The sequence below is a fragment of the Pantoea alhagi genome (assembly GCF_002101395.1).
Taxonomy (GTDB): Bacteria; Pseudomonadota; Gammaproteobacteria; order Enterobacterales; family Enterobacteriaceae; genus Mixta; species Mixta alhagi.
This window is the reverse complement of record NZ_CP019706.1, coordinates 1,038,447-1,064,861: the sequence shown is the minus strand read 5'-3', so window position 1 is coordinate 1,064,861 and position 26,415 is coordinate 1,038,447. Positions and strand designations below refer to the sequence as shown.

Genomic DNA, 26,415 nt, shown 5'->3' with positions numbered 1-26,415 from the left:
GCTAAGCGTGAAATAAAAAACCAGCCGAAAGGCTGGTTTTTTTATGTCTGTTATTCAGGATGATTACAGGGAGCGGGCGGCCTGCATTGCCAGTTCAAACGAGCGCAGACGGGCCTGACTATCGAAAATTTGGCCGTTAACCATAATTTCATCCGCCTGAGTTTCACGGATCAAAGCCGCCAGCCCGTGCTGTACCTTCGTGAGATCGCCGACCACTGACATACTCAGCGCCTGCTGAACACCATACTGCTCCGACGGCGTCCAGAGATGATCCATATTCTCTACCGGCGGCGGTAGCGGGCCCGGTTGACCCCGGCGCAGATTGATAAACTGCTGCTGCATAGAGGTAAACAGGAAGCGGGCTTCCCGTTCGCTATCAGCCGCGACAATATTGATACAGACGATAGCGTAAGGCTTATCCAGACGCGCAGAGGGCTGGAAGTTCTCACGATACATATGCAACGCCTGGAAAAGCAGGTCGGGCGCAAAATGGGAAGCAAAGGCAAATGGCAGTCCCAGCTTTGCTGCCAGCTGTGCGCTGTACAGACTGGAACCCAATAACCAGACCGGAATTTTCAAACCCAGGCCTGGCACTGGCTGCACCGGCGGCTGCGCGTCTTTCTCTGCGTCAAACCAGGCAATCAGCGTTTCCACATCTTCCGGGAAGCTATCAACCATATTCGGGTTTTGATAACGACGTAACGCCATCATGGTGCGCTGATCGGAGCCTGGAGCGCGCCCCAGACCAAGATCGATACGGCCAGGATAAAGCGATTCCAGCGTGCCGAACTGTTCAGCAATCACCAGCGGCGCATGGTTAGGCAACATAATACCGCCTGAGCCGAGGCGCAGCGTTTTGGTATTTGCTGCCAGATAACCGATCAGCACGGATGTAGCCGCGCTGGCAATGCCGGTCATATTGTGATGTTCCGCCAGCCAGTAGCGATGGAAGCCTAATTCTTCTGCCTGCTGTGCCAGCGCCAGCGAGGCGTGGAAAGCATCACGCGGCGAGGCGCCTTGCGGGATCGGTGCCAAATCGAGTACTGACAGAGGAACACTTTTTTTCTCAGACATATCTGCTCACTTTGTTGGCTACAGGCCGAAAGCGTCAGCCTTGTAAAAAATCATGCATGCACTTTACCGTATTGCACTTTTAGCAGAGTAGCCAGAATATGCCCTGAGAGCAAAGCGGCGGCGGGCAGAACGTTAAAACAGAGGGCGCAACGTTAGATCGCTGCGCCACGCTTTATGATTGCAGCGCCATTCCCGCCAGCTTGCGCCAGTAGCCGTTGCAGTCATTGCGTTGCGCCATCATTAATGGGGCCGCGCCTTCTTCATTTGCACGGAAGCGATCGATAAGCGCCAACGTCTGTTTATCTTCCGGCGACAGACGAACCACATCTACCAGGCCATGCATGCTGGTCAGCTCGTTACCGAGGTTATAACAGTAGCCGCTCATGGTCTGGATACCGTTCAGCACAAAAACCTGCTGATCTTCCTGCGAGAGCACGCGACGCCCCTGCGGATAGTTAATACAACAGGTTTCGCATTCATCTTTGGGCTTATCTTCTGACCGGGCGGTAAAGCAGCGAGCCGACAACGCCAGCGGCAGATGACCATAAGCCAGCACTTCGGTTTCGAACTTGCCGTGAATGCCTAAATCGTCGCACTGCTGTTGAATATTGAGCAGCCAGTCACGCGACAGCTCAACCGGCATACACCATCGCGTCATGCCAAGTCGCAGCAGCATACGCAGCGTAACGGCGTTATAACAGTTGAGCGCATGGCCGACCACAAAGGGAAGCTTCTGCTCCGCCGCCATATTCACGGTGCCCAGATCGTTGGCTTCAATCAGGAACTCGCCGTTATCAACGTAGCGTTTGAGCTCCTGTAATTCCGACGCAGACTGTACCAGCGCCAGCGTACTGAACACGACCTGTTTGCCGCTTTGCGCCAGAAGACGGGCGAACTCCATCCATTGATTAAAGCGGGTAGCACGGCGTTTGCTGCATACCGACTCCCCTAAATAGATAATATCTGCGCTGCTTTGTGCTGCGGCCTGATAAAAATCGGCCAGCGTATCGGTTGGCCAGTACCACAGTACCGGCCCTAAAGAATATTTCATGCTGTTTCCTTATTGCCATTTGCGGTGGTAAGCACCCAGCGTGGTTTGCGTACCCTCAGCCAGCGCGCCTAATTCCGTCATCCAGTTTTCCTGAACAGCAAAAGTGCCTGGCTCTGCTTTACAGCGGTCAATAGCCTGACGCCAGATGCGGGCAACCTGCGCGACATAGGCCGGGCTGCGCTGGCGGCCTTCAATTTTTACCGAAGCGATATTGGCGGCTAACAGGTCGGGCAATAACTCAAGGGTGTTCAGGCTGGTCGGTTCTTCCAGAACATGATAGCGTTCTCCATCGACCTGATAACGCCCTTTGCATAAGGTGGGATAGCCCGCGTTTTCATGGGCTTCATAACGATCAATCAGCACTTCATTCAGGCGCGACTCCAGTCCGGTGGGCGTTTGCTGCCAGCGTACAAAGCGGGCGGGTGAACAGGCGCCGACGGTATTAGGCGATTCGCCGGTCATCCATGAAGAGAGATAGCAGCGTCCTTCCGCCATAATACACAGGCTGCCGAAAGCGAACACTTCCAGCGGAACCGGCGTATTACGTGCCAGCTGGCGCACCTGGTGTATGGAGAGCACGCGTGGCAAAACCACACGCGCGACATCGAAATGTTGATGGTAGAAGCGTATCGCTTCCAGGTTAGTGGCTGATGCCTGCACCGAGACATGCCGCTCAACATGCGGATAGCGGTTAGCGGCATACTCCAGCATCGCCAGGTCGGCAATAATCAACGCGTCAGCGCCATTATCCACGGCCATATCGATCGCATTTTCCCAGCGTTTAAATCCTGCCGGCTGGGCGAAAGTATTGATGGCAACATGTAGCTTGCGCCGATGCTGATGTACCACGCGCGCCGCTTCTTTCAGACGTTTATCGGTAAAGTTCAGGCCGGCAAAGTGACGCGCATTAGTGTCATCTTTCAGTCCGATGTAAACTGCATCTGCTCCGTTCTCGATCGCTGCCTTCAGCGCGGGCAAGTTTCCTGCCGGGCAAAGGAGTTCCATGAGATATCCTGTAGGCAATGAATGTTTGCGCCGAGTGTAGACAAGCTCAGCGCGAGAAATTTTGATTTAAGGCAGCGAATGGCGTATTGATCGGATTAGTGTGGCTGAATTGTTCATCTGGCAGCGAGATTTATTGATCCAGCCAGCCCGGGAAAAGTGGTGCTGTGGCAAAATAACACTTATTTATTTAAAGGAGTAAAGACTGTGTTAAATATGCTTCGCGCTCAGTGTGTTAATCATGGACCGCGTCTGCTGCGTCTGCCGGTGCAGTTCACGCCGTTTACCCTGAAAAAACGCCTGCTACAGCAGCTGCTGAATATGCAATTTAGCCATGCGCTGGAGGAAGGTGAGTTAGACTTTCTGGAAGGGCGTTGGCTGGGTATTGATATTCATGATATCGCGCTGCGCTGGGCCGTTACGCTGCAGGACGGTCGGTTACAGATTAGCAACCTTGATGACGCGGATGTCTTGTTCCGCGGCAGCGCTAACGATCTGCTGCTAATCGCCGCACGGAAAGTCGATCCGGATACGCTTTTCTTCCAGCGTCGGCTGGTGATCGAAGGCGACACCGAGCTGGGGCTGGAGGTGAAAAATCTGATGGATGCCATCGAACTGGAAAATATGCCAGCGCCGCTGCGCATTGGATTAATGCAGCTGGCTGACTTTGTCGAGGCCGGCCTGAACGAGGACGCGAAATCTCCAGGAGATCGCGCAGGTGTTTCATGTTAATTCGTACAGAAATAGGGGTGGATGCGGCCGGTATCGATAGCCTGCTGCGCCGCTGTTTTCCCACCGGCGCCGAGGCGGATCTGGTGCAACGGCTGCGGGAAGATGGCCAGCTTACGCTGGGCGTGGTCGCCACTGACGAAGAGGGACAGGTTCTTGGCTATGCCGCTTTCAGCCCGGTAACCTTGCAGGACGAAGATCGCAACTGGGTGGGGCTGGCTCCGCTGGCGGTAGATGAGCGCGTGCGCCGCCAGGGCATAGGTCAACAGCTGCTTTTTGAAGGGCTGGATACGCTAAATGAGTTTGGTTATGCGGCGGTTGTGGTGCTGGGCGATCCCGCCTGGTTTGGTCGTTATGGCTTTGAGCCGGCCGCACGCCATCAGCTCCATTGCCCCTGGCCGGGCACCGAAGCTGCTTTTCAGGTCTACAAGCTGGCGGATGATGCCTTTGTGGATGCGAGCGGTGAGGTGGCTTATTCCACGCATTTTAACCTGAACGATCGCTAAGCCAGCGCGCCAGCGAAATCGGCTGGTTGGCCACCAGCCTGAGTTTTTCCTGCCGTGACAGCTGTTTAACCTGATACTCCAGACGGGAGGCCATGGCGCGATCGCCCGCTTCACAGGTAAGCAGCAGTTCCAGCGGGCCTTTGCCACGCAATGCTTTAGCGCCGGTGCCCTTCAGGTGCTGTTGAAAGCGACGCGGTACATTATTGCTGATGCCGGTATAAAGCGAACCGGCAGCGGTACGCACAATATAAAGTTGCCAGGGCGCGGGGGCGATTTCACTCATCTTGTTAACCTCCATTGCGGATATGGCATTGTAACGGCAAGGGTTCCTGTTGGTCATGGATAGCCGCTTTTTTTATTTCTGGAGCAAGCGTGTCTGACGTTAGCGCGATAATTCGCTATTTAAAAAAGCAGCATGTGCTGTCTGTTTGCTGTGGTAATAATGAAACAGTTTGGTGTGCCAACTGTTTTTACGTGTTCGATGAAACCGGTATGGCGTTCTGGATAATGACGGAAGCCGAAACGCGCCACGGCGCTTTAATGATGCAGCAGCCACAGGTAGCGGGCACGGTAAGCGGCCAGACAAAAACGGTGATGTTGATTAAGGGCATCCAGTTTCTTGGCACGGCGCATTTACTGCAGGGTGAACAGGAGCAGCGGGCGCGCGCCGCTTACTGCCAACGTTTTCCTGTGGCGCGCACGGTATCCGCGCCGCTGTGGGAGATCCGGCTCGACGAGATCAAAATGACCGACAACACATTAGGTTTTGGTAAAAAAAATCACTGGCTGCGTAATACAGAAGAAAGCCGGTAACAGCAGAAAAGGGCGCGTATTCCGATGAGCCGCTTCCTGGTGCAGGATGCAAGCTGTGCGACAGGCTGCCGCACAGCAGAGAAAGAGTAGTCTTAAAGGTTGTTGAGAATACGCAGCGATTCCTGGTTAAAGGCAGGCAAATCTTCTGGCGTACGGCTGGTTACCAGCTTGTCATTATCGACAACCACCTCTTTATCGTAGAAGTCCGCGCCGGCATTTTTCAGATCGATGGCGATGGCTTTCACGCAGGTCATTTTACGACCACGCACGCCGTTGGCGCTGATTAACAGCTGCGGACCGTGGCAGATCGCAAAGATCGGTTTCCCACTGGCGACAAATTCTTTAGTAAAGTTAACGAAGCGGTCGTCGCCACGCAGCGCATCTGGCGAATGTCCCCCTGGCAGCAACAGCGCATCAAATTCCGCCGGGCTAACATGGTCAATATCTTTATCTATTTTTACCTGTGCCTTTCCCTGCTTACCCGTTACCGTTTTACCGGCTTCCATTTCGATGGTCACAACTTCATGGCCCGCTTTGGTATAGGCTTCTGCAGGGGAGGTAAATTCAGAGTCTTCAAATTCATCGGTTATCAACACCGCTATTTTCTTGCTCATCTTTTCCTCCTGTTTATGTGGTGCTACCGGTTAAGCCTGGCTGAGTATGCTGAAAAATCAAACCATCAACTGCGCTTTCTCTGCTAACCTCATTGATAACAGCCAGTTAAATGCCACGCGGAGCCTGCAGGCCGCCTGTCGGGAGAGACAATGAGTCGAGTACTATTAACCGGAGCCAGCGGCCTGGTCGGAAGTCACCTGCTGCGGATGTTGATTGCCGAGCCGCGCGTCAGCGAAATTATTGCGCCCACGCGACGCGCGCTTTCGCCAATGAATAAAGTGATCAATCCAGTGGAAGCGGATCTGACCGATGTGCTGCGCCCTTTGCAGCAACCGATTGATATTGTCTTTTGCTGCCTGGGTACCACGCGTAAGCAGGCGGGCAGCAAGGCTGCCTTTATCCATGTTGATTATACGCTGGTGGTGGACAGTGCGATTGCTGGTCAGCGCCTTGGGGCCAAACATATGCTGGCGGTAAGTGCGCATGGAGCCAGCGTCAATTCACCTTTTTTCTATCATCGGGTCAAAGGGGAGATGGAGCGGGCGTTGCAACAGCAGAGCTGGCCGCGCCTGACGCTTATTCGTCCCTCTCTGCTGCTGGGCGACAGGCAGCAACCGCGGCCGGGCGAAGCGTTTTTTGCGCCTCTGTTTAAGCTATTGCCGGGTAACTGGCGGGCAGTGGCGGCGAAAGATGTTGCCGGCGCGATGATGCGCGAGGCTTTTTCGCCTGGCCACAATAACGTCACCATTATTGAATCTGCTGCTATTACCCGCTCCAGATAAAGCGTGAAAGAATACGTCAGCCTGCAAGCCATTGCTCAGGGACGACGGGGCGATGCTCAGCGCAGGTAATGAATAACCTGGTTACTGCTCCCACGCCAGACCAGCGCAGGATCTTTTAACTCCCGGATAAATTTGCCGTCTACCAGCACATCCAGTTCAGCCACGACCTTTCTCTGGGCTTCGCTAAGCTCTGCCAGCGTGTAGCCGGTCCATAGCCAGATATCCTTACCGGGGCAAGCGCGCCGTACGCGACGCACCAGCCGCAGCACATCGGGCACGTTGGCTGGATGCAGCGGATCGCCGCCGGAAAGGGATAATCCCTGACGTGGAATACGGCGATCGTTCAGATCGCCTATCAGCTTTTCTTCCATATCGATAGTAAAGGGCACGCCGGAGTTTAGCCGCCAGGTACGCTGGTTATAGCAGCCGGGACAGGCATGCTCACAGCCGGCAACAAACAGTGTACAGCGGGTGCCCGGTCCGTTTATCACATCAATGGAATAGTACTGGTGAATATTCACAGATGTTTTACCCGCCGTTTTACCTCTTCCTGTTTACCGGCGTTAAACGGACGGGCGTCCGGGCTGCCCAGATAACCGCATACGCGACGCGTAACGGAGACTCTGGCCGGATCGTGATTGCCGCAGGACGGGCAGGTGAACCCTTTGCTGGTACAGTCAAACTCACCGGTAAAGCCGCACTCGTAACATTCGTCAATGGGCGTATTGGTGCCGTAATAAGGAACGTGGTTATAGCTGTAGTCCCAGACATCTTCCAGCGCTTTCAGGTTGTGCTGCAGATTGGGATACTCGCCATAACAGATAAAGCCGCCGTTAGCGATCGTCGGGTAAACGGCTTCAAAGTCGAGCTTGTCGTACGGGTTAACTTTTTTCTCTACGTCCAGGTGGAAACTGTTGGTGTAGTAGCCTTTATCGGTTACGCCTTTGACCTGACCAAACTCGGCGGCATCCAGGCGGCAGAAGCGATCGCAGAGATTTTCGCTGGGCGTGCTGTAGAGGCTGAAGCCGTAGCCGGTCTCCTCTTTCCAGGCATCGACCGCTTCGCGCAGACGCGTAACGATCGCCACCGCTTTGGCACGCAACGCTTCGCTGTCGTAGAGATGCGTCTCGCCGCCGCTCAGGGCGTTGATGGTCTCATGCAGGCCAATGTAACCCAGAGAAATGGATGCGCGACCATTTTTAAAAATCTCCGCCACGTTATCGTCCGCGTTAAGCCGCACGCCGCAGGCACCTTCCATATAGAGAATGGGCGCCACACGCGCTTTGGTCTGTTCAAGACGGGCGATGCGCGTCATCAGCGCTTTCTTCGCAATGGCCAGACGTTCATCCAGCAGCTGCCAGAAACGCGCTTCGTCACCGCGCGCTTCCAGACCAATACGCGGCAGGTTAAGGCTGATTACGCCCAGGTTGTTGCGGCCATCATGAACCTGTTCACCGTTCTCTTCCCACACGCCGAGGAAACTGCGGCAGCCCATCGGCGTTTTAAACGAGCCGGTCACTTCAACGACGCGATCGTAATTAAGAATATCGGGATACATGCGTTTGCTGGCGCACTCCAGAGCCAGCTGTTTGATGTCATAGTTGGCATCGCCTGGACGGCGGTTAAGCCCTTCACGAATCGCAAACACCAGTTTAGGGAACACGGCGGTTTTGCGATTTTTGCCAAGGCCGGTAATACGGTTGCGCAGGATAGATTGCTGGATCAGGCGCGCCGCCCAGCTGGTTCCCAGGCCAAAACCAAAGGTGACAAACGGCGTCTGACCGTTGGCGGTGTGCAGCGTATTCACCTCATACTCCAGCGACTGGAAAGCGTCGTAACACTCCTTCTCGGTGCGTTCGCGGGCATAACGCTCGCTTTCACCAATCTGCCATTCACGCGCCACCGCTAAATGTTTTTCATAGCTCACCTCCACAAAGGGGGCGAGGATCTCATCGATGCGGTTGATCGTGGTCCCGCCATAAATATGGCTGGCAACCTGCGCGATAATCTGTGCCGTTACCGCCGTTGCGGTAGCAATGGATTTAGGCGGTTCAATCTCGGCGTTGCCCATCTTGAAGCCGTTGGTCAGCATGCCTTTTAAATCGATCAGCATGCAGTTAAACATCGGAAAGAAAGGGGCATAATCCAGATCGTGATAGTGGATTTCCCCGCGCTGGTGGGCGCGTACCACATCGCGCGGCAGCATATGCTGCTGGGCATAATGTTTAGCAACAATGCCTGCCAGCAGGTCGCGCTGGGTTGGGATTACTTTGCTGTCTTTATTGGCATTTTCATGCAGCAGGGCGGGATCGTTTTGCTCCACCAGCCCGCGAATGGCTTTGCTCAGTTTACCGCGCTGCTCACGCGCTAAATCGCGCTCGTGGCGGTACTCAATATACTGACGCGCCAGTTGCGGATAGCGGCCTGCCATCAGTAAGTCTTCTACGGCTTGCTGAATTTCATGAATATCGACGCGCTCACGGCTGCTGACCTGTTCACTGACCTGCTGGGCTACCGCTAAGCAATAGGCTTCGTCTTCAATCTGAGCGGCCCGGGCTGCGGCGCGAATCGCCTCAGCGATGCGTTGCTGATCAAAGGCTACCTGACAGCCGTCTCGTTTTACTACCGTCGTTTTCACCACCGTTCTCCCGTGAAGTCATTACTATATGTAGGACTGGTGATGAATAGTAAACGCTATATATGGGGTTTGCGCCTGATTTAAGCGCACTTTTCTTGACGCAGAACAAGGATCGCCAGAGGCGGTTGAAAAGTTAAACGGCGGCAAAAACAGAGCTTATAAGAGGGATCAAAACAGATGTCGCTGCGCGTTATTCACGCGCAGCGATTTAACTCAATGATTTTTCTTCTGATACCACCAGACTGCTTCCCAGGGCCGCAGCATCATCTCGCCTGGCTCGTTTTTGGGATCCGGATAGTTGCTCATCAGCACTTCCCAACTGCTGCCAAACGACTCTTCCGGATGCCAGGTCTGCGCCTCACGACTGAAGTTCGCCATCACCACCAGCGTTTCACCTTCATACTGGCGCTGATAGCACCAGAGATAAGGGTGATTCGGCAGCAGATCGAGATAATCGCCCCAGGTCAGGATCAGATAACGCTTACGCAGCTGAATAAGCTGTTTATAAGCATAAAAAATCGAGTTCGGGTCAGCGATGGCCGCTTCGGCATTAATGGTTTCATAATTTTGACTCATGCCGATCCACGGCGTGCCGGTCGTAAAGCCGGCGTTCTGGCTGGCGTCCCACTGCATTGGCGTACGGCCATTATCGCGCGATTTACTGGCCAGTATCGCCAGCAGGTTTTCGCTGTCGCGACCCTGCGCACGCAGTTCTGCATACATGTTATGACTTTCAATATCACGGTAGTCGATGATGCGGGTAAAGCCGGGGTTGGTCATGCCCAGCTCTTCGCCCTGGAAAATATAGGGCGTGCCCTGCATACCGTGCAGCACCATCGCCAGCATCTTTGCCGACTGCACACGATATTCGCCATCATCGCCCCAGCGTGAGACCACGCGCGGCTGATCGTGGTTACACCAGAACAGGGCGTTCCAGGCGCGATTGTGCATACCCTGCTGCCAGTGGGTAAAGATTTTCTTTTGCGCCACCAGATCCAGCGGGGTCAGCGTCCATTTCTGGCCATTCCAGAAATCTACTTCAACATGGTCAAAGCTGAAGACCATCGACAGCTCGTCGCCCTCCAGCGAACCATACTGCTGGCAGTGCTCCAGCGTCGCAGAGGACATCTCGCCGACCGTCACCAGTTCGCGTGGACGAAAAACGTCGCGGCTCATCTCACGCATATATTCGTGAATGCGCGGCCCGTCGGTATAAAGACGCAGGCCATCGCCATCGGGATCGTCAGGGAAATCCTGATGCTTGGAGACCAGGTTAATGACATCGAGGCGCAGCCCATCGATACCGCGATCGGCCCAGAAGTTAACAATCTGCTTCAGCTCGGCGCGGACATTGTCATTTTCCCAGTTCAGATCGGCCTGTTCAGGCGCCCACAGGTGCATATAGTACTGATTACTTTCCGGATGCCAGCGCCATGCGGAGCCGCCGAACTTTGACTTCCAGTTATTAGGCGGTTCGTTGGGCTTGCCATCACGCCAGATATAGTAGTCGCGATAAGGGCTTTCCGGGTTCAGCGATTCATGAAACCAGTGGTGCTGTGTGGAAGAGTGGTTAAACACCATATCAAGGATAATACGCAGCCCGCGCTTATGCGCCTGCTCAACCAAATGGTCGAAATCGCTCATTGTGCCATAAGCGGGATCGATGGCGGTGTAGTTCGCCACGTCATAGCCGTTATCAACCTGCGGTGAAATATAAAAAGGCGTCAGCCAGATCGCATCCACACCCAGCATTTTCAGGTAGTCCAGACGCTGAATCACACCGGCCAGGTCGCCTGTGCCACTACCGGTCGTATCCTGGAAGCTCTTGGGATAGATTTGATAAATGACGCCGTTCTGCCACCATGGTGGAGTTTTATTCATTGCTCAATCCTGATTGCTTATCGGGGCGAAAACCGCCGCCCGTTTTATCGAAAAGTCTACTTTTTCACACTCAGTAAGGTTAGCTACTCCTTACGATTACGACACGCCGGACGCTGAGGAATCCGCTGAAAAAGCGATTTTTACGCCCTCTCAGGAGTGGAAAAAGGCTGTTGCTTCATAATATAGCGCCGTCTCCGCGCCCTTTATGCAGCCTGGTAAAACTCTTTACAGGGATGTTGCAAAAATTTTCCGCCACCGCTGATTTAACCACGCCATAGTCAGGAAAAGCACACTATGCGCGGCTGCATCTGTTCAATATAGAAAAGGCGTTTCGCTAAGTGAATAAAGTAGCTTAGCAGTACTGACGCAGCGGCGCATACGCGCAAAAGGGAAAGGCCAGCGTCATCGGCATGCGCAGATGAGCAAATCAGGAAAAGCCTGCTTTACGCCAGTAAAAGAGACCTGTCGGGAAAGCGGTATTAAAAAGCCGCATGCAACTGACGCGGCTTTACCGTCATGTCGATCAGCGACGTACGGCAATCGCTTCGATTTCAATTTTTACATCTTTTGGCAAACGCGCCACCTCCACGCAGGAGCGAGCAGGGAAAGGTGCGCCGTGCTCGTTGAAAAAGGCTTCATAGGTGGCATTAACGGTGGCAAAGTCGTTAAGGTCTTTAACGAACACCGTGGTTTTCACAATGTCACTTACCTTCAGACCTGCGGCTTCTACAATGGCATGCACATTTTCCAGTGACTGACGCGCCTGCGCAGCAACGTCATCAGCGACCGTGCCGGTTTTAGGATCGACCGGGATCTGACCGGAAGTTATGATCATACTCCCCAGATCGACGCCCTGAACATAGGGGCCGATAGCGGCAGGGGCATTTTCCGTGCTGATTTCGCGTGACATAAATTCTCCTGAGATGTGGGATGCCAGGCGGACAGCCTGCCCGCCCTGTGGTTTCCATTATAGGGAGACGGAAAGTGTTTACCAGTTCGCCAGCACCACCTGATGCGCAAATTCTTTTTCACAATATTTGCACTTCAGCTGAACGTTATCAGCGCGTTTCCTGACGGCAAAGCTGGAGTAAACCGGCTCCGTGCGGCTGATGCAGTTGCCGTTCGGACAGGTCAGCACGCGCTCAATACGATCCGGCAGCACAGGAACGATCTTGGCGACCACTTCATAATCATCGATCCGGTTAACGGTAGCGTGCGGCGCATAGACCGCTAACTGATTGATCTGCTCGTCGGTAAGGAAAGTGTTTTCGATCTTGATCAAATCTTTACGGCCCAGCGCGCCGGAGGGCAGGTTAAGCCCGATGGTAATGCGCTGCTCGGTTTCCGTCAGGCGGAACAGCGTTAAAAGTTTAAAGCCCACCTGCGCCGGAATATGATCGATTACCGTGCCGCGTTTGATGGCTTCAACCTGTAATTTATCTTGCGTCATACTGTTTTCTCCTTACAGAACCGGATCGCTGTTAAGCACTAATGCCAGAAGCGCCTGACGCGCATAAATACCGTTGCCGGCCTGCTGGAAATACCAGGCGTAAGGCGTTCTGTCCACGTCAGTGGCGATCTCATCAACGCGCGGCAGCGGATGCAGCACTTTCATATTGTCGCGTGCGCCCTGCAAATCGGCGGCGCGCAGAACAAACTGCGCCTTCACGTTGGCATATTCCGAGGGATCGAGACGCTCTTTCTGTACACGCGTCATATAAAGAATATCCACCTGCGGCACCACCTCTTCAATACTGGCGTGGCGGCTCCAGGCAATGCCTTTTTCATCCAGCATATCGGTAATATAGGCGGGCATCGCCAGCGCTTCAGGCGCGATAAAGAAGAAGCGGTTGCCGTCAAATTTGGCCAGCGCCTGCGTCAGGGAATGCACGGTGCGGCCATATTTCAGGTCGCCAACCATCGCCACATTCAGATTGCTCAGGCGGCTTTGCGTTTCCTGAATGGTGAAGAGATCAAGCAGCGTCTGAGTGGGATGCTGATTCGCGCCGTCGCCCGCGTTCAGCACCGGAATCGCGCCGGAAAACTCGGTGGCAAGACGGGCCGCGCCTTCCTGCGGATGACGCATCACAATCGCATCGACATAGGTGCTGATAACGGAAATGGTATCGGCCAGCGTCTCGCCCTTTTTGCCCAGCGAGGTATTGCTGCTGTCGGAAAACCCGACCACCGCCGCACCCAGGCGCTGTATGGCCGTTTCAAAAGAGAGACGCGTGCGCGTAGAGGCCTCAAAGAAACAGCTGGCAATCACTTTATGCTTCAGCAGCTCTGGCTGTGGGCGCGCCTTCAGGCTGGCCGCCGCATGCAGCACCAGCTCCAGCTCCTCGCGGCTGAGATCGTTAATCGAGATTATATGCTTGTGATACAGCGGATTCATGCGTCACTCTCCTTTAGGCGTGCCGGATTAAGGACGAAAAAAAAGCCCCTGCAATGAGGGGCTTTTTTACGATTGGTCGCTGACGGAAGGAAACAGGCGCGCCGCCTGCATTCAGGCGTGATTGAGCGATCGCTGTTTTATGACTCAGTTGCATGCGTCCTCCCGACAAATTGTGGCGCATTATACGCATTCGGTTTGCGGCATCAAGTAAAAAACGCGCGCCGGGTAACTGTTTGCGTTACGCTAATTTACCCGGTTTCGCCAGCGTGGCGACCATCACCGCTTTAATGGTATGCAGCCGGTTTTCCGCCTGATCGAAAACGATGCTGTGCGCCGATTCAAATACTTCGTTGGTGACTTCCATGCCGCCATGCAGATCGTATTGCCCGGCCATCTGTTTCCCCAGCGTGGTTTGATCATCGTGCAGCGCGGGCAGGCAGTGAAGAAATTTCACCTTTTCATTACCGGTAAGCTGTAGCATGGCCATATTCACCTGATAATTACGCAGCAGGGCGATACGTTCCTGCCAGCGCTCTTTGGCTTCGCCCATTGAGACCCACACGTCGGTATAGATAAAGTCCGCCTGTTTAACCCCTTCGGCAATATCTTCCGTCAGGGTGATTTTTCCGCCGTTCAGCTTTGCCACCTCGCGGCATTCATTCACCAGATGCTCTTCCGGCCAGCAGCTCTTCGGCGCGACCAGCCGCAGATCGATGCCCATCAGCGCGGCGGCTTCCATCAGGCTGTTGCCCATGTTATTGCGCGCATCGCCTGTATAGGTCAGCACCATTGCGCGTAATGATTTTTCCGGCAGGTGTTCCTGCATGGTTAACAGATCGGCCAGCAGCTGGGTAGGGTGGAACTCATCGGTCAGGCCGTTCCACACCGGCACGCCAGCATATTCGGCTAAGGTCTCTACGATCTGCTGACCGTGACCGCGATACTGAATGCCGTCATACATGCGGCCCAGCACGCGTGCGGTATCCTTAATCGATTCCTTGTGGCCGATTTGGCTGCCGCTGGGCGCCAGATAGGTAACACGGGCGCCCTGATCAAACGCGGCAACTTCGAAAGAGCATCGGGTACGGGTCGACTCTTTTTCGAAGATGAGCGCGATATTTTTGCCCTGCAGGTGCGGCACTTCCTCACCCTTTTTTTTCGCGATTTTTAATTCAGTAGCGAGGGCCAGCAGCGCATTAATTTCTGCCGGGGTAAAATCGAGCAGCCTGAGGAAATGGCGTTGATAAAACTGACTCATACAGCACTCCTTGTCCTTTTTAAATTGAATTAAAATTCAATTTAACCGTATGAATATTCATTTTCAACCCTATACATAATAAACTTTTGCTTTTGTGTAGTGGCGCGGAGTGCAGTGTGGGAAAATAATCACATTGTCTGCCAAAACAGAGGAACCCATCATGGCATATGAAGAATTGCTGGAAGAGCAGCGCGAAGAGACGCGAGCGATTATCGAAGAGCTGCTGGAGGATGGCAGCGACCCCGATGCGCTTTACACCATTGAGCATCATCTTTCCTGCGACAGCTTCGAAGCGCTGGAGAAAGCAGCGGTAGACGCTTTCAAGCTGGGCTATGAGGTGACCGAGCCGGAAGAGCTGGAGCTGGAAGATGGTTCAACCGTTATGTGTGTTGATATCCTGAGCGAGCTGGCGCTTAAGCCTGAGCTACTTGATGCGCAGGTTGAGCAACTGGTTAACCTGGCCGGCAAGCATAATGTCGATTATGACGGCTGGGGCACCTACTTCGAAGATCCGGATGCGGAAGATGAAGAAGAGGGTGATTACATTGACGAAGACGATGACGGTATCCGCCATTAATAGCCTGCCGCTTTAAATATTGATCCGGCGTGCCGTTAAGGCGCGCCTTTTAACCATAGCGATAGTATGAATTACGCCGATCTCCTTGCTCCCATTCACCAGTTTCTGCATTGTCGTACGCCGCAGGCGTGGATTGATGAAGCGCGCAAACCAGAAAACCTCCCCTTGCTGCTCACTGATCATATGGTTTGTGAACTGAAAGCGGCACAGACGGCCACCTGGCTGATTCGTAAATATGTTGCTGATAAGCCCAGCGGCGAGGCGATCCTTGCGTGGCTAAAGCCTTATGAAGCCTTTGTGCATCGCGAAGATCATGACAGCGGGTTTATTGAAGCGCATAAAAACCTGTCGAAGCGCATTATCGCCCGTAACGATATCCCCTGGGGCGATGAGCTGCTGGATAAGATGATATTGCTGATTAAAGAAGAGCTGCACCATTTCTATCAGGTATGGGAAATCATGCAGGCACGCGGCATTGCTTATCAAAAGATCACCGCCAGCCGGTATGCCAAAGGCCTGCTGCGCGAAGTGATTACCCACGAGCCGGAAACGCTGGTGGATAAGCTAATCTGCGGTGCTTACATTGAGGCGCGCTCCTGCGAACGCTTTGCCAGTCTGGCGCCCTGGCTGGACGAGGAACTGGCGAAATTTTACGTCTCGCTGCTGCGCTCCGAGGCGCGTCACTATCAGGACTATCTGGCGCTGGCGGCACGCATCGCACCCTTTGATATTGCCGGCAGGGTGCGTCAAATCGGTGAGGCCGAAGCACGCTTGATTCAGGAACCGGATAACGAGCTACGCTTCCACAGCGGCGTACCGGCGTGGCGTAGCGCGTAGGTTGCTATAGCAAAAACTTCGGGCGCATCATCATTCATATAGCCATCGACCTGCTTTTGCTGATTCAGCAAACATTCTGACCGTAAGGGGATGGCTGGTTTGCTTTATCGGTTTTTTCGTAAACCATTTGCGGAAAAACCAGCTGACTTTCCAGGGATAGTAGTTATCCATATTTATTGATGAGATATCCACACCGAAGACCTGTTGGTACTTGCGTATTACCGGCATTAAATCTTCGGGTTCCGTATATTCCTGAAGAATATCATCTATTCTCAGCGCGTTACTTTGCGTAGGGAGTAACCCTAATACAGGAAGCTGTTCTCTAAAGAACGACAAAACCGCTTCATCCGTTACCATATTTTATCATCACCTCGCGCAATCCGATTATAGTTTGCTACCGTTTTGAATATGATTTTAGAAAAATCGTTTGCTAACAGAAATTATCCCGGTTCCCCATCAAAGAAAATTAACTAATTCTCGTTAAAAATAATTCCTGTTCAGTTCTTCAGTAATGTCCACTATGTTAATTTTTTTATCGTGCTTACCGTACAGGGCTACATCCTTGAATAATAGAACTGTCAATACATAAATAATAAAGGGCGCTTGCGGCAACTTTAGTACTACTATTATACAGTCGCCATAACAGGTGCAACTGAGCTGTCCGTAAATATGCTTAAATTATAAGTGCGATAATAATGTAGGGATTAATAATACAAATCTAAAAATGGTTAAAAACAACACTATTACGATAAAGCGTAATACTGGCAAGTGTGACAAGCTAAGCAATTAGTTCCATCGATCTAAAACACCTTTTTATACATGAAATGATGCATGTCTGGCAAAAACAAAAGGGCATGTATGTGATAATGCGTGGGCTATTCTCCTGGGCTGTTGATTACTCTTATGATTTGACAAAGCCCAGGCTGGCTGACTATTCAATGGAGCAACAGGCTGCTATCGTCGCTGATTACTGGTTGCTAACGTCACACGGGTTTAAAAATTATTATTATATTGTAAAGTATAAAGGCCTTCATCGGAATGAAAACCATAATACATTAATTTTGAATTATAAAAAAGTATTGGGAGGGTTCCCTTTGTGAGAAATTTTATTTTACTCGCTCTGTTTTTTTTAACATCCTGCGGTTCAGGGGACAGACTGCAATTTAGAAATCCTGGTAACGCAAGCATTACTTTAAATTCAGTGTGTATTAATGCACAGCCGGGTAAGGTGTTATCTTACTACTTGCTAAGCTCATCCGTAAATCATTATAAAAAGCCTATTGCTACAGAAGATAATATAAATAAAACCTATCCGGATACGTGTATTTCCACAAACCTGCAATCAGATGCGAAATACACTCTTATTTATATTTTAGATAACGATAAGTACAGGCTGGAGTTTTCCGTTGATCGCCAGGGAAAGATTAGCCCGGGAGGAAGATAGCTTAATGTTATCAGTGTTTTGGTAAGATTTGTTTCCATAGTATAATGCTATGCTATAACGAGAATTCTTATATGTATTAATTTCAACTTACTGCTTTTACCTGGTACTGCTACCAGGTACAGCTGTGTTCACCAGTGATAAACTCATTAATAGAAGCCCAATAAAAGGCGCTTACAGCGCCTTTAACATCCTTACTTCGCAGTCGTCGTGACCGGTGCAACCGAGCGGCCCGTCAATATGTTGAAAACCCAGTTTTTCATATAACCGAATCGCCTGCGTCAGGCTGGCGGTGGTTTCCAGGTAGCAGCGCTTAAAGCCGTGCTCACGGGCGAAATCCATCGCCTGTAACGCCAGACGGTGCGCCATGCCGCGACCGCGCAGCTGCGGCAGGAAATACATTTTTTGCAGTTCGCAAATATCCGGCGCGCTGCACTGCAGCGGAGCCACGCCGCCGCCGCCCATAATCTTGCCATCCAGCTCGATAACCCAGTAGGCGCTATTCTCCGTGTTATACAGCTCAAATAGCCGATCCAGATTAGGATCGGAAACGGTATAGCCTTTATCAGCGGTCAGGCCGAACTCAGCGGATACGGTACGTATTACCTGCGCAATATACGGGTTATCTGCTGCGGTAATCGGGCGGACGCGAAGCGAAGTGTCTGGGGCGATATTCATACGTCTGGCTCAGATTAAGAAAAGGAAAAAGAGTGTAATAACATCGCTTGCCGCCTGATGCAATGGCACAGAACGAAGACATAAAAAAACCGTGGTCAGGTTGCCCTGCCACGGTTGTTTTTTGCTTTAGCGGATTACAGCGCGGCGATAACGCTCTGCTGTTCAATCAGTTTGGCTTTGCCCTGTTCCAGCTCCGCCATACGATCGCGCTCTTTCGCAACGACTGCTTCCGGTGCGCGGGCAACGAAAGACTCGTTGGAAAGACGAGAGTCGATTTTTTCCATCTCGGCTTCCAGCTTCGCCAGCTCTTTCGCCAGACGATCCAGCTCCGCTTCCTTATCGACCAGACCCGCCATCGGGATCAGCAGTTCAGCGCCATCCACCAGTTTGGTGACGGAAAGCGGACCTTTCTCACCCTGTGCCAGCACGGTAATGTCGCTTAAACGCGCCATCGCCTGCAGGAAGTTACGGTTCTCGCTAACGCGGCGCTGTGCGTCGGCGCTGGCACCCCGCAGCAGCAGCTCCAGTGGTTTACCCGGAGAGATATTCATCTCGGCGCGGATATTACGTACCGCCACGATCGCCTGCTTCAGCCATTCCGTATCAGCCAGCGCCGCATCGTCTGCCTGTGCCGCGTTATAAGCCGGGAAAGGCTGCAGCATAATGGTATCGTCGCTGATGCCTTTCAGCACTTTTACCCGCTGCCAGATGGTTTCAGTGATAAACGGAATAATCGGATGCGCCAGGCGCAGCAGCGCTTCCAGCACGGTAACCAGCGTATGACGCGTACCGCGCAGCTCCGCTTCTGAACCGTTGTGCATCACCGGCTTGGTCAGCTCCAGATACCAGTCGCAGAACTGGTTCCAGGTGAACTCATACAGAATGTTCGCAGCGATATCGAAGCGATAGCTGTCCAGCGCTTCACGGTAAGCCTTCACCGTGTTGTTGAACTCTGCCAGAATCCAGCGATCGGCCAGCGACAGCACCATTTCGCCGCCATTCTGCCCGCAATCTTTCTCTTCGGTGTTCATCAGCACAAAGCGGCTGGCGTTCCAAAGCTTATTACAGAAGTTGCGGTAGCCTTCCAGACGCTTCATATCCCAGTTGATATCGCGACCGGTAGAGGCCAGCGCCGCCAGCGTAAAGCGCAGCGCATCGGTGCCCGCCGGCTCGATACCGTTCGGGAACTGCTTCTCGGTGCGTTTGCGAATTTTCTCCGCCAGCTGCGGCTGCATCATGTTGCCGGTACGTTTTTCCAGCAGCGCCTCAAGAGAAATGCCATCCACCATATCCAGCGGATCGATGACGTTGCCTTTCGATTTCGACATCTTCTGGCCTTCTTCATCGCGGATCAAACCGGTCATATAGACGGTTTTGAACGGCACCTGCGGCTTACCGTTTTCATCCTTCATAAAGTGCATGGTCAGCATGATCATGCGCGCAATCCAGAAGAAGATGATATCGAAGCCGCTGACCAGTACGCTGGTCGGGTGGAAGGTGCGCAGCGCGTCGGTATTCTCCGGCCAGCCAAGGGTAGAGAACGTCCAGAGACCGGAAGAGAACCAGGTATCCAGCACGTCATCGTCCTGATGCAGCGCAACGCTGGCATCCAGCTGGTTTTCCGCGCGCACTTCTTCTTCGCTGCGGCCAACGTAGACGTTGCCCTGTGCGTCATACCAGGCAGGAATACGATGACCCCACCACAGCTGGCGAGAAATACACCAGTCCTGAATATCGCGCATCCAGGAGAAGTACATGTTCTCGTACTGCTTCGGTACAAACTGAATATCGCCGTTCTCAACCGCTTCAACCGCCACTTTTGCCAGCGGCGCGGTGCGCACGTACCATTGATCGGTCAGCATCGGCTCGATCACCACGCCGCCGCGATCGCCGTAAGGCACGGTCAGGTCGTGAGCTTTAACCTCTTCCAGCAGGCCCAGCGCGTCAACAGCAGCGACGATCGCTTTACGCGCGGCAAAACGTTCCAGCTTCCGGAACTGTTCCGGCAGGGTCGTGGCGTAGACGTCAGTTTCTTCGCCGTTGGTATCGTAAACCTGAGCGCTTTCACGGATATCGCCATCAAAGGTCAGGATATTGATCATCGGCAGCTTATGACGACGGCCAACTTCATAGTCGTTGAAATCGTGCGCCGGGGTGATCTTCACACAGCCGGTGCCTTTTTCCATATCGGCATGCTCATCGCCCAGAATCGGGATACGACGATCCACCAGCGGCAGCACGACATACTTACCGATCAGATCTTTATAACGTGGATCTTCCGGGTTAACCGCCACGCCGGTATCGCCCAGCAGAGTTTCCGGACGGGTAGTGGCAACCACCAGATAATCTTTACCATCAGCGGTTTTCGCGCCGTCCGCCAGTGGATAGCGGATATGCCACATGGAACCTTTGGTTTCACGGTTTTCCACTTCCAGATCGGAGATGGCGGTGCGCAGCTTCGGATCCCAGTTAACCAGACGTTTGCCACGGTAGATCAGGTTCTCTTTATACAGGCGAACAAACACTTCTTTCACCGCATTAGAGAGACCTTCATCCATAGTGAAGCGCTCACGCTCCCAGTCTACGGAGTTACCGAGGCGGCGCATCTGATTAGTAATGGTGCCGCCGGATTCCGCTTTCCATTGCCACACCTTGTCGATAAAGGCATCGCGACCGTAATCCTGGCGTGTTTTTCCCTCTTCAGCGGCAATTTTGCGCTCTACAACCATTTGCGTGGCGATACCAGCGTGGTCGGTTCCGACCTGCCACAGGGTATTTTTCCCCTGCATGCGCTGATAACGCACCATAGTGTCCATGATGGTTTGCTGGAAGGCATGACCCATATGCAAGCTACCGGTGACGTTCGGCGGCGGGATCATGATGCAGAAGCTTTCCTGGCTGGTATCGCCATTCGGTTTAAAGTAGCCCTGCTTTTCCCAATGCTCGTAAAGCGGCTGTTCGATCTCTTGCGGATTATATGTCTTTTCCATTTCTGCTATGTCGTTTGCGGCTGTGGCGGGGTTGCCGTATTCAAGTGGAAGCCGACGCTGCGATAGGCTTTATAGCGTTCACGCGCCTGCTGTTTCAAAGATTCTTCGCTCGGGACAAAGTCTATCACTTCATGGAAAGCGGTGGCAAAATCTGCAAACTGCGGCAGCAGGCTGATCAACAGATCGCGTGGCGCGTTGCCCCGACGCTGCGGCCAGGCCAGCTCCACCGGCGCGCCATATTTCGGGCCTTCTCCGGCCAGATTATGCGGAACGAAGGCGTTGGCCGGACGTTGCCACAGCGCCTCATCCAGGCGAATCGCCTGCTGTTCATCTTCACAGGCGATCAAAATGCGCTGGCCTTTACGCCAGTGTTCGGCAGCAAGGTCGCAGGTCAGCCGTTCAATGGCGTTCAGATCATCCGCTGCGGAGCCCTGGTCCGGAACCTGCTCCAGAAGATAGAACGTTGCGTTTTTCATGGTCTGGATTCTTTATGCGTGACAGAAAATTCTTGTTCCGGGCTTAGATGCCGGAAGAAAAAGCACTTTACCATAAGTGAGTCAGGATTTGCCCGCCTGGCACAGAGTGGCGTAAGGAAACCTGCGTCAGGCGATACAAAGAGTGCGCCAGCAGGCAAAAAAATCCCCGGCTTAAGCGCCAGGGACTTTTTATTATGAGGAAGGCTTAATCGTCGCCGTTCAGTCCGGCGCGGTTCAACAGGAACTGCGACAGCAGGGCGACAGGACGACCGGTCGCGCCTTTGGCTTTACCTGAACGCCAGGCCGTGCCCGCGATATCCAGATGCGCCCAGTTATATTTGCGCGCAAAGCGGGCCAGGAAGCAGGCGGCGGTAATCGCGCCACCCGGACGGCCGCCAATATTCGCCATATCAGCGAAGTTGGATTCCAGCTGCTCCTGATACTCATCCGCCATCGGCAGACGCCAGGCACGGTCGCCCGCCTGCTCGGAAGCGCCGATCAGCTCGTGCGCCAACGGGTTATGGTTCGACAACAAGCCGCTGATATGATGACCCAGCGCGATCACGCAGGCACCGGTCAGCGTGGCAACGTCAATCACCACGTCCGGATCGAAACGCTCAACGTAGGTTAAGGCGTCGCACAGCACCAGACGGCCCTCGGCATCGGTATTCAGCACCTCTACCGTCTGGCCGGACATGGTAGTCAGCACATCGCCCGGACGGAACGCCCGGCCGCCCGGCATGTTTTCACAACCGGCCAGCACGCCGACCACGTTCAGCGGCAGGTTCAGCTCCGCCACCATGCGCATCACGCCATAGACCGAAGCCGCGCCGCACATATCGTATTTCATCTCATCCATGCCTTCGGCAGGCTTGATGGAAATACCGCCGGAATCGAAAGTCAGCCCTTTCCCCACCAGCACAATAGGTTTGCTTTCCGGGTCAGGGCTGCCTTTATATTCAATCACCGACATCAGCGATTCATTCTGCGAACCCTGGCCGACCGCCAGATAGGCGTTCATGCCCAGCTCTTTCATCTGCTGTTCGCCGATAACGCGCGTGGTGATGTTGCTCCAGGCGTCCGCCAGCTGACGCGCCTGCGAAGCCAGATAGGCAGCGTTACAGATATTCGGCGGCATATTGCCAAGATCTTTCGCCGCTTTGATGCCGGCAGCAATCGCCAGGCCGTGCTGAATGGCGCGCTCGCCGCTGGTCAGCTCGCGGCGCGTAGGCACGTTAAACACCATTTTACGCAGCGGACGACGCGGTTCGACTTTATTGCTTTTCAGCTGGTCGAAGCTGTAAAGGGTCTCTTTCGCCGTTTCCACCGCCTGGCGTACTTTCCAGTAAGTGTTGCGTCCTTTAACATGCAGTTCGGTCAGAAAGCAGACCGCTTCCATTGAGCCGGTATCATTCAGCGTATTAATGGTTTTTTGAATGACCTGCTTATACTGGCGCTCGTCCAGCTCTCGCTCTTTTCCACAGCCAATGAGCAAAATCCGCTCAGAAAGGATATTCGGCACATGATGCAGCAGCAGCGTTTGGCCCACTTTACCTTCCAGCTCGCCGCGGCGCAGCAGGGCGCTGATATAGCCATCGCTGATTTTATCCAGCTGTTCGGCGATTGGCGACAGACGGCGCGGCTCGAAGACACCCACAACGATACAGGCACTACGCTGTTTCTCCGGGCTACCGCTTTTTACACTGAACTCCATGCACTCTCCTGAATCTTAAAGACAACGGCGCTGGCTGCGGCTAGAATGTACCGCTTCGTAACGTTTACGCCGTTGCGTACGACGTTCCTGGTAGCCAGGCGTCAGTTTGTGTTTCAGTGACATTGTTATTTTTGACGTCACCTGAACGCTTGTGTCATACAATAGATCTATGACAACGGCCATTGATGATGAGAAATGGCGAATAAGCGTTGAAACTATCGATTTTCCAGCAAAAAGACAAGTTTTCACAGGCATACGAAGCGTGATAATCATTAGATATCTGGTTCGGGAAACGCTCAAAAGCCAGCTGGCAATACTCTTTATCCTGCTGTTGATCTTCTTCTGTCAGAAGCTAGTCAGGATCCTGGGCGCTGCCGTGGATGGTGAGATCCCGACAAACTTAGTTCTTACCCTGTTAGGGCTCGGCGTGCCGGAAATGGCACAGCTTATACTGCCGCTCAGCCTGTTCCTGGCCATCCTGATGACGCTGGGGCGGCTGTATACCGAAAGCGAAATCACCGTGATGCACGCCTGCGGCTTAAGCAAGGCGGTACTGGTCAAAGCGGCGATGGTGCTGATGTTGCTAACGGCGGCGGTGGCGGCAGTCAATGTTGTCTGGCTTGGTCCCTGGTCATCGCGCTATCAAAGCGAGGTGACGCAGAATGCGAAAGCTAACCCTGGCGCTGCGGCGCTGGCGGCGGGGAAATTCCAGCCCTCCAGTGACGGCAATAGCGTCCTCTTTATTGAAGATGTGAAAGGCAATCAGTTCGGTCACGTTTTCCTGGCGCAGCTGCGTCCGAAAGGCAATGCGCGCCCGTCCGTTGTGATGGCGGACAGCGGCTATATGGAGCAGCGTCCGGACGGTTCGCAGGTAGTTACGCTGGATAAAGGCACCCGCTTTGAGGGCACCGCGCTGCTGCGTGATTTCCGCATTACGGATTTCACGCACTATCAGGCGATTGTCGGTTATAAAACCGCCACGCTCGATCCTAACGACGCCGAACAGGCAGAGTTTAAGGATCTGTTCGGCAACAGATCGCCGGAGTTCCGTTCTGAGCTGCACTGGCGTTTAACGCTGATATTTGCCGTGCTGGCGATGGCGCTTATGGTGGTACCGCTTAGCGTGGTAAACCCGCGTCAGGGACGCGTGCTTTCCATGTTGCCGGCTATGCTGCTCTATTTAATCTTCTTCCTGTTACAGAGCTCGCTAAAATCAAACGGCGCGAAGGGACGGCTCGATCCGGCAATCTGGATGTGGGCGGTTAACCTGAGCTATCTGACGCTGGCGATTGTTCTGAACGTGTGGGATACGGTGCCGATGCGCCGTCTGCGCGCCCGCTTTACGCGTGGAGGCTCAATCTGATGTTTGGCGTATTAGACCGCTATATCGGTAAAACGATCTTTAACACCATTATGCTGACGCTTTTTATGCTGGTATCGCTTTCCGGCATTATTAAGTTTGTCGATCAGCTGCGCAAAACCGGGCAGGGCGCCTACACAGCGCTGGACGCCGGCTATTATGCTCTGCTCAGCGTGCCGAAGGATATTGAGACGTTCTTTCCGATGGCCGCGCTGCTTGGCGCGTTGCTGGGCCTTGGCACCCTGGCGCAGCGCAGCGAGCTGGTGGTGATGCAAGCCTCTGGTTTTACCCGTCTGCAAATCGCGCTGTCGGTGATGAAAACCGCCATTCCACTGGTGCTGCTCACCATGGCGATCGGTGAGTTTGTTGCGCCGCAGGGCGAGCAGATGGCGCGAAACTTCCGCGCTCAACAGCTGCTCGGTGGCTCGCTGCTCTCTACCCATTCCGGCCTCTGGGCGAAAGATGGCAATAGCTTTATCTATATAGAGCGCCTGAAGGGCAATAATGAACTTGATGGCGTCAGTATCTACAACTTTAACGATCAGCGGCGGTTGGTGAGTGTACGCTATGCCGCTACCGCTACCTGGGATAAAGAGCATCGGCGCTGGAATCTGGGGCAGGTGGATGAGTCCAGTCTGACCGATGCCAAACAGATCACCGGCAAGCAGAGCATTAACGGTCAGTGGAAAACCAATCTGACGCCGGACAAACTTGGCGTGGTGGCGCTGGACCCGGATGCGCTGTCGATTCGTGGGCTGTATAACTACTCTAAATATCTGGTGCAGAGCGGTCAGGAGTCAGGACGCTATCGGCTTAATATGTGGGGCAAGATTTTCCAGCCGTTGTCGGTGGCAGTAATGATGCTGATGGCGCTCTCGTTTATCTTTGGCCCGCTGCGTAGCGTATCAATGGGCGTGCGTGTGGTGACCGGTATCAGCTTTGGCTTCCTGTTCTATGTGCTGGATCAGATCTTTGGTCCGCTCAGCCTGGTATATGGCTTACCGCCGATTCTGGGCGCGGTGCTGCCCAGCGCGGCCTTCTTTGCTATCAGCGTCTGGATGCTGATGAAGCGACGTTAAGCTTCTGGTGCGGCAGATTACTGCCGCACCGGCTTAGCAGCCTGGCGGGCTGCTGTTGTTCTTGCACGACTTTCCTGCTCTGTTTACGCTGCTTCCTGCTTCCTGCTTCCTGCTTCCTGCTTCCTGCTTCCTTATTTTTCTATCCTTTCCTGTGATTTTATTTTTATAAAGGTTAACCAGGGTCATGCCTTTTAATTTTTGCAAATTTATTTTCTTGCGAAATATCTGAATTTTTCCAGCTTATCATTTATTACGGCCCTGATAAGGTAAATGTAAATAGTCCCGGTGCTTTTTTCCCGACGCGCCGCGCTTGTTTAATCTACTGCATTTATAACAAGTTAGGCGCTAAAGAAAATGTAGAGCGGATAAAAGGGAAAACAAGAAAGCCGTTAAGCCAGAAAAAACGACAATAATCAGGTCCGTTTACCCGCTCATTATTAACAGGATTTATATTTCTTAACAATTTGCCGTGCCCGATTATTACATAAACTCCCGTTTGGTCTATGCTTTATAACTATT

Annotated in this window: 27 protein-coding genes; 9 read left to right on the top strand and 18 right to left on the bottom strand. The window is 53.3% G+C overall.

The window, feature by feature from the left end; translation table 11 throughout:
- Positions 1-63 precede the first annotated feature (63 nt).
- The 3 genes from B1H58_RS04925 to ubiU all read right to left on the bottom strand — a co-directional run bounded on the left by B1H58_RS04925 (position 64) and on the right by ubiU (position 3,130).
- Positions 64-1,074, bottom strand: a complete 1,011-nt coding sequence (locus tag B1H58_RS04925; RefSeq protein ID WP_085068270.1) for a luciferase-like monooxygenase — start codon at positions 1,072-1,074, stop codon at positions 64-66.
- Between the two features lie 172 nt (positions 1,075-1,246).
- Positions 1,247-2,125: a U32 family peptidase gene (locus B1H58_RS04920; RefSeq protein WP_085068269.1), complete on the bottom strand. Its 879-nt coding sequence runs from the start codon at positions 2,123-2,125 to the stop codon at positions 1,247-1,249.
- Between the two features lie 9 nt (positions 2,126-2,134).
- Complete coding sequence (gene ubiU, locus B1H58_RS04915) at positions 2,135-3,130, bottom strand: ubiquinone anaerobic biosynthesis protein UbiU (RefSeq protein WP_085068267.1); 996 nt, start codon at positions 3,128-3,130, stop codon at positions 2,135-2,137.
- Between the two features lie 204 nt (positions 3,131-3,334).
- Here ubiU and ubiT point away from each other — a divergent pair, with 204 nt between their 5' ends.
- Together ubiT and B1H58_RS04905 are read left to right on the top strand one after the other, a co-directional pair.
- On the top strand, positions 3,335-3,859 hold the full coding sequence (ubiT, locus tag B1H58_RS04910) for a ubiquinone anaerobic biosynthesis accessory factor UbiT (protein WP_085068266.1): 525 nt from the start codon (positions 3,335-3,337) through the stop codon (positions 3,857-3,859).
- Positions 3,853-4,362: a GNAT family N-acetyltransferase gene (locus B1H58_RS04905; RefSeq protein WP_085068264.1), complete on the top strand. Its 510-nt coding sequence runs from the start codon at positions 3,853-3,855 to the stop codon at positions 4,360-4,362. The genes ubiT and B1H58_RS04905 overlap by 7 nt, the downstream gene beginning before the upstream one ends.
- Here B1H58_RS04905 and B1H58_RS04900 read toward each other — a convergent pair.
- Positions 4,343-4,645 (bottom strand): GIY-YIG nuclease family protein, encoded by a 303-nt coding sequence (locus B1H58_RS04900; protein ID WP_085072233.1) that lies wholly within the window; start codon positions 4,643-4,645, stop codon positions 4,343-4,345. The genes B1H58_RS04905 and B1H58_RS04900 overlap by 20 nt on opposite strands.
- A gap of 89 nt (positions 4,646-4,734) precedes the next feature.
- On the opposite strand from B1H58_RS04900, the gene B1H58_RS04895 reads away from it, so the two are divergent.
- Positions 4,735-5,175 carry a YhbP family protein gene (locus tag B1H58_RS04895; protein ID WP_085068263.1) on the top strand — a complete coding sequence of 147 codons (441 nt, stop codon included), beginning with the start codon at positions 4,735-4,737 and terminating at the stop codon, positions 5,173-5,175.
- Positions 5,176-5,267: 92 nt separating this feature from the next.
- Here the strand turns inward: B1H58_RS04895 and B1H58_RS04890 are convergent, their stop codons facing one another.
- Positions 5,268-5,789: a type 1 glutamine amidotransferase domain-containing protein gene (locus B1H58_RS04890; protein WP_085068262.1), complete on the bottom strand. Its 522-nt coding sequence runs from the start codon at positions 5,787-5,789 to the stop codon at positions 5,268-5,270.
- A gap of 150 nt (positions 5,790-5,939) precedes the next feature.
- Between B1H58_RS04890 and B1H58_RS04885 the strand changes: the two genes are divergently transcribed.
- Entirely contained in the window at positions 5,940-6,572 is a 633-nt protein-coding gene (locus B1H58_RS04885) for an NAD-dependent epimerase/dehydratase family protein (RefSeq protein ID WP_085068260.1), read from the top strand.
- A gap of 56 nt (positions 6,573-6,628) precedes the next feature.
- Here B1H58_RS04885 and nrdG read toward each other — a convergent pair whose 3' ends face one another.
- The 7 genes from nrdG to argF all read right to left on the bottom strand — a co-directional run bounded on the left by nrdG (position 6,629) and on the right by argF (position 14,744).
- Positions 6,629-7,093 carry an anaerobic ribonucleoside-triphosphate reductase-activating protein gene (gene nrdG / locus B1H58_RS04880; protein ID WP_085068259.1) on the bottom strand — a complete coding sequence of 155 codons (465 nt, stop codon included), beginning with the start codon at positions 7,091-7,093 and terminating at the stop codon, positions 6,629-6,631.
- On the bottom strand, positions 7,090-9,210 hold the full coding sequence (gene nrdD, locus B1H58_RS04875) for an anaerobic ribonucleoside-triphosphate reductase (RefSeq protein WP_085068258.1): 2,121 nt from the start codon (positions 9,208-9,210) through the stop codon (positions 7,090-7,092). Before nrdD ends, nrdG begins: the two co-directional genes overlap by 4 nt.
- Positions 9,211-9,423: 213 nt before the next feature.
- Positions 9,424-11,091 (bottom strand): alpha,alpha-phosphotrehalase, encoded by a 1,668-nt coding sequence (treC, locus tag B1H58_RS04870; protein WP_085068256.1) that lies wholly within the window; start codon positions 11,089-11,091, stop codon positions 9,424-9,426.
- A gap of 523 nt (positions 11,092-11,614) precedes the next feature.
- The gene (ridA, locus tag B1H58_RS04865) at positions 11,615-12,001 is read right to left on the bottom strand and encodes a 2-iminobutanoate/2-iminopropanoate deaminase (RefSeq protein ID WP_085068255.1); all 387 of its coding nucleotides are present in this window, start codon (positions 11,999-12,001) and stop codon (positions 11,615-11,617) included.
- Between the two features lie 78 nt (positions 12,002-12,079).
- Positions 12,080-12,541: an aspartate carbamoyltransferase regulatory subunit gene (gene pyrI, locus B1H58_RS04860; protein ID WP_085068253.1), complete on the bottom strand. Its 462-nt coding sequence runs from the start codon at positions 12,539-12,541 to the stop codon at positions 12,080-12,082.
- A gap of 12 nt (positions 12,542-12,553) precedes the next feature.
- Positions 12,554-13,486 (bottom strand): aspartate carbamoyltransferase, encoded by a 933-nt coding sequence (gene pyrB / locus B1H58_RS04855; protein ID WP_085068252.1) that lies wholly within the window; start codon positions 13,484-13,486, stop codon positions 12,554-12,556.
- A gap of 238 nt (positions 13,487-13,724) precedes the next feature.
- Positions 13,725-14,744, bottom strand: a complete 1,020-nt coding sequence (argF, locus tag B1H58_RS04850) for an ornithine carbamoyltransferase (protein ID WP_085068250.1) — start codon at positions 14,742-14,744, stop codon at positions 13,725-13,727.
- A 160-nt stretch (positions 14,745-14,904) separates the two neighbouring features.
- On the opposite strand from argF, the gene rraB reads away from it, so the two are divergent.
- Together rraB and miaE are read left to right on the top strand one after the other, a co-directional pair.
- Positions 14,905-15,321, top strand: a complete 417-nt coding sequence (rraB, locus tag B1H58_RS04845) for a ribonuclease E inhibitor RraB (RefSeq protein ID WP_085068248.1) — start codon at positions 14,905-14,907, stop codon at positions 15,319-15,321.
- 66 nt (positions 15,322-15,387) lie between these two features.
- Positions 15,388-16,158, top strand: a complete 771-nt coding sequence (miaE, locus tag B1H58_RS04840) for a tRNA isopentenyl-2-thiomethyl-A-37 hydroxylase MiaE (protein WP_085068247.1) — start codon at positions 15,388-15,390, stop codon at positions 16,156-16,158.
- 30 nt (positions 16,159-16,188) lie between these two features.
- Here the strand turns inward: miaE and B1H58_RS04835 are convergent, their stop codons facing one another.
- Both B1H58_RS04835 and B1H58_RS21360 read right to left on the bottom strand, forming a co-directional pair.
- Positions 16,189-16,515, bottom strand: a complete 327-nt coding sequence (locus B1H58_RS04835; protein WP_085068245.1) for a DUF1493 family protein — start codon at positions 16,513-16,515, stop codon at positions 16,189-16,191.
- The gene (locus B1H58_RS21360; protein ID WP_472462603.1) at positions 16,509-16,568 is read right to left on the bottom strand and encodes a hypothetical protein; all 60 of its coding nucleotides are present in this window, start codon (positions 16,566-16,568) and stop codon (positions 16,509-16,511) included. The genes B1H58_RS04835 and B1H58_RS21360 overlap by 7 nt, the downstream gene beginning before the upstream one ends.
- A 686-nt stretch (positions 16,569-17,254) precedes the next feature.
- Between B1H58_RS21360 and B1H58_RS21285 the strand changes: the two genes are divergently transcribed.
- Entirely contained in the window at positions 17,255-17,602 is a 348-nt protein-coding gene (locus B1H58_RS21285) for a putative T6SS immunity periplasmic lipoprotein (protein ID WP_418304139.1), read from the top strand.
- A gap of 171 nt (positions 17,603-17,773) precedes the next feature.
- Here the strand turns inward: B1H58_RS21285 and B1H58_RS04825 are convergent, their stop codons facing one another.
- From B1H58_RS04825 to pepA, 4 genes are all read right to left on the bottom strand, one after another.
- Positions 17,774-18,277 carry a GNAT family N-acetyltransferase gene (locus tag B1H58_RS04825; protein WP_085068243.1) on the bottom strand — a complete coding sequence of 168 codons (504 nt, stop codon included), beginning with the start codon at positions 18,275-18,277 and terminating at the stop codon, positions 17,774-17,776.
- A 134-nt stretch (positions 18,278-18,411) separates the two neighbouring features.
- Complete coding sequence (locus B1H58_RS04820) at positions 18,412-21,267, bottom strand: valine--tRNA ligase (RefSeq protein WP_085068242.1); 2,856 nt, start codon at positions 21,265-21,267, stop codon at positions 18,412-18,414.
- 5 nt (positions 21,268-21,272) lie between these two features.
- Positions 21,273-21,743: a DNA polymerase III subunit chi gene (locus B1H58_RS04815; protein WP_085068240.1), complete on the bottom strand. Its 471-nt coding sequence runs from the start codon at positions 21,741-21,743 to the stop codon at positions 21,273-21,275.
- Positions 21,744-21,948: 205 nt separating this feature from the next.
- Positions 21,949-23,457 (bottom strand): leucyl aminopeptidase, encoded by a 1,509-nt coding sequence (gene pepA, locus B1H58_RS04810; protein ID WP_085068239.1) that lies wholly within the window; start codon positions 23,455-23,457, stop codon positions 21,949-21,951.
- Positions 23,458-23,719: 262 nt separating this feature from the next.
- Here pepA and lptF point away from each other — a divergent pair, with 262 nt between their 5' ends.
- Complete coding sequence (gene lptF / locus B1H58_RS04805) at positions 23,720-24,820, top strand: LPS export ABC transporter permease LptF (RefSeq protein ID WP_085068238.1); 1,101 nt, start codon at positions 23,720-23,722, stop codon at positions 24,818-24,820.
- On the top strand, positions 24,820-25,896 hold the full coding sequence (gene lptG / locus B1H58_RS04800; protein ID WP_085068236.1) for an LPS export ABC transporter permease LptG: 1,077 nt from the start codon (positions 24,820-24,822) through the stop codon (positions 25,894-25,896). Before lptF ends, lptG begins: the two co-directional genes overlap by 1 nt.
- Positions 25,897-26,415: the final 519 nt, after the last annotated feature.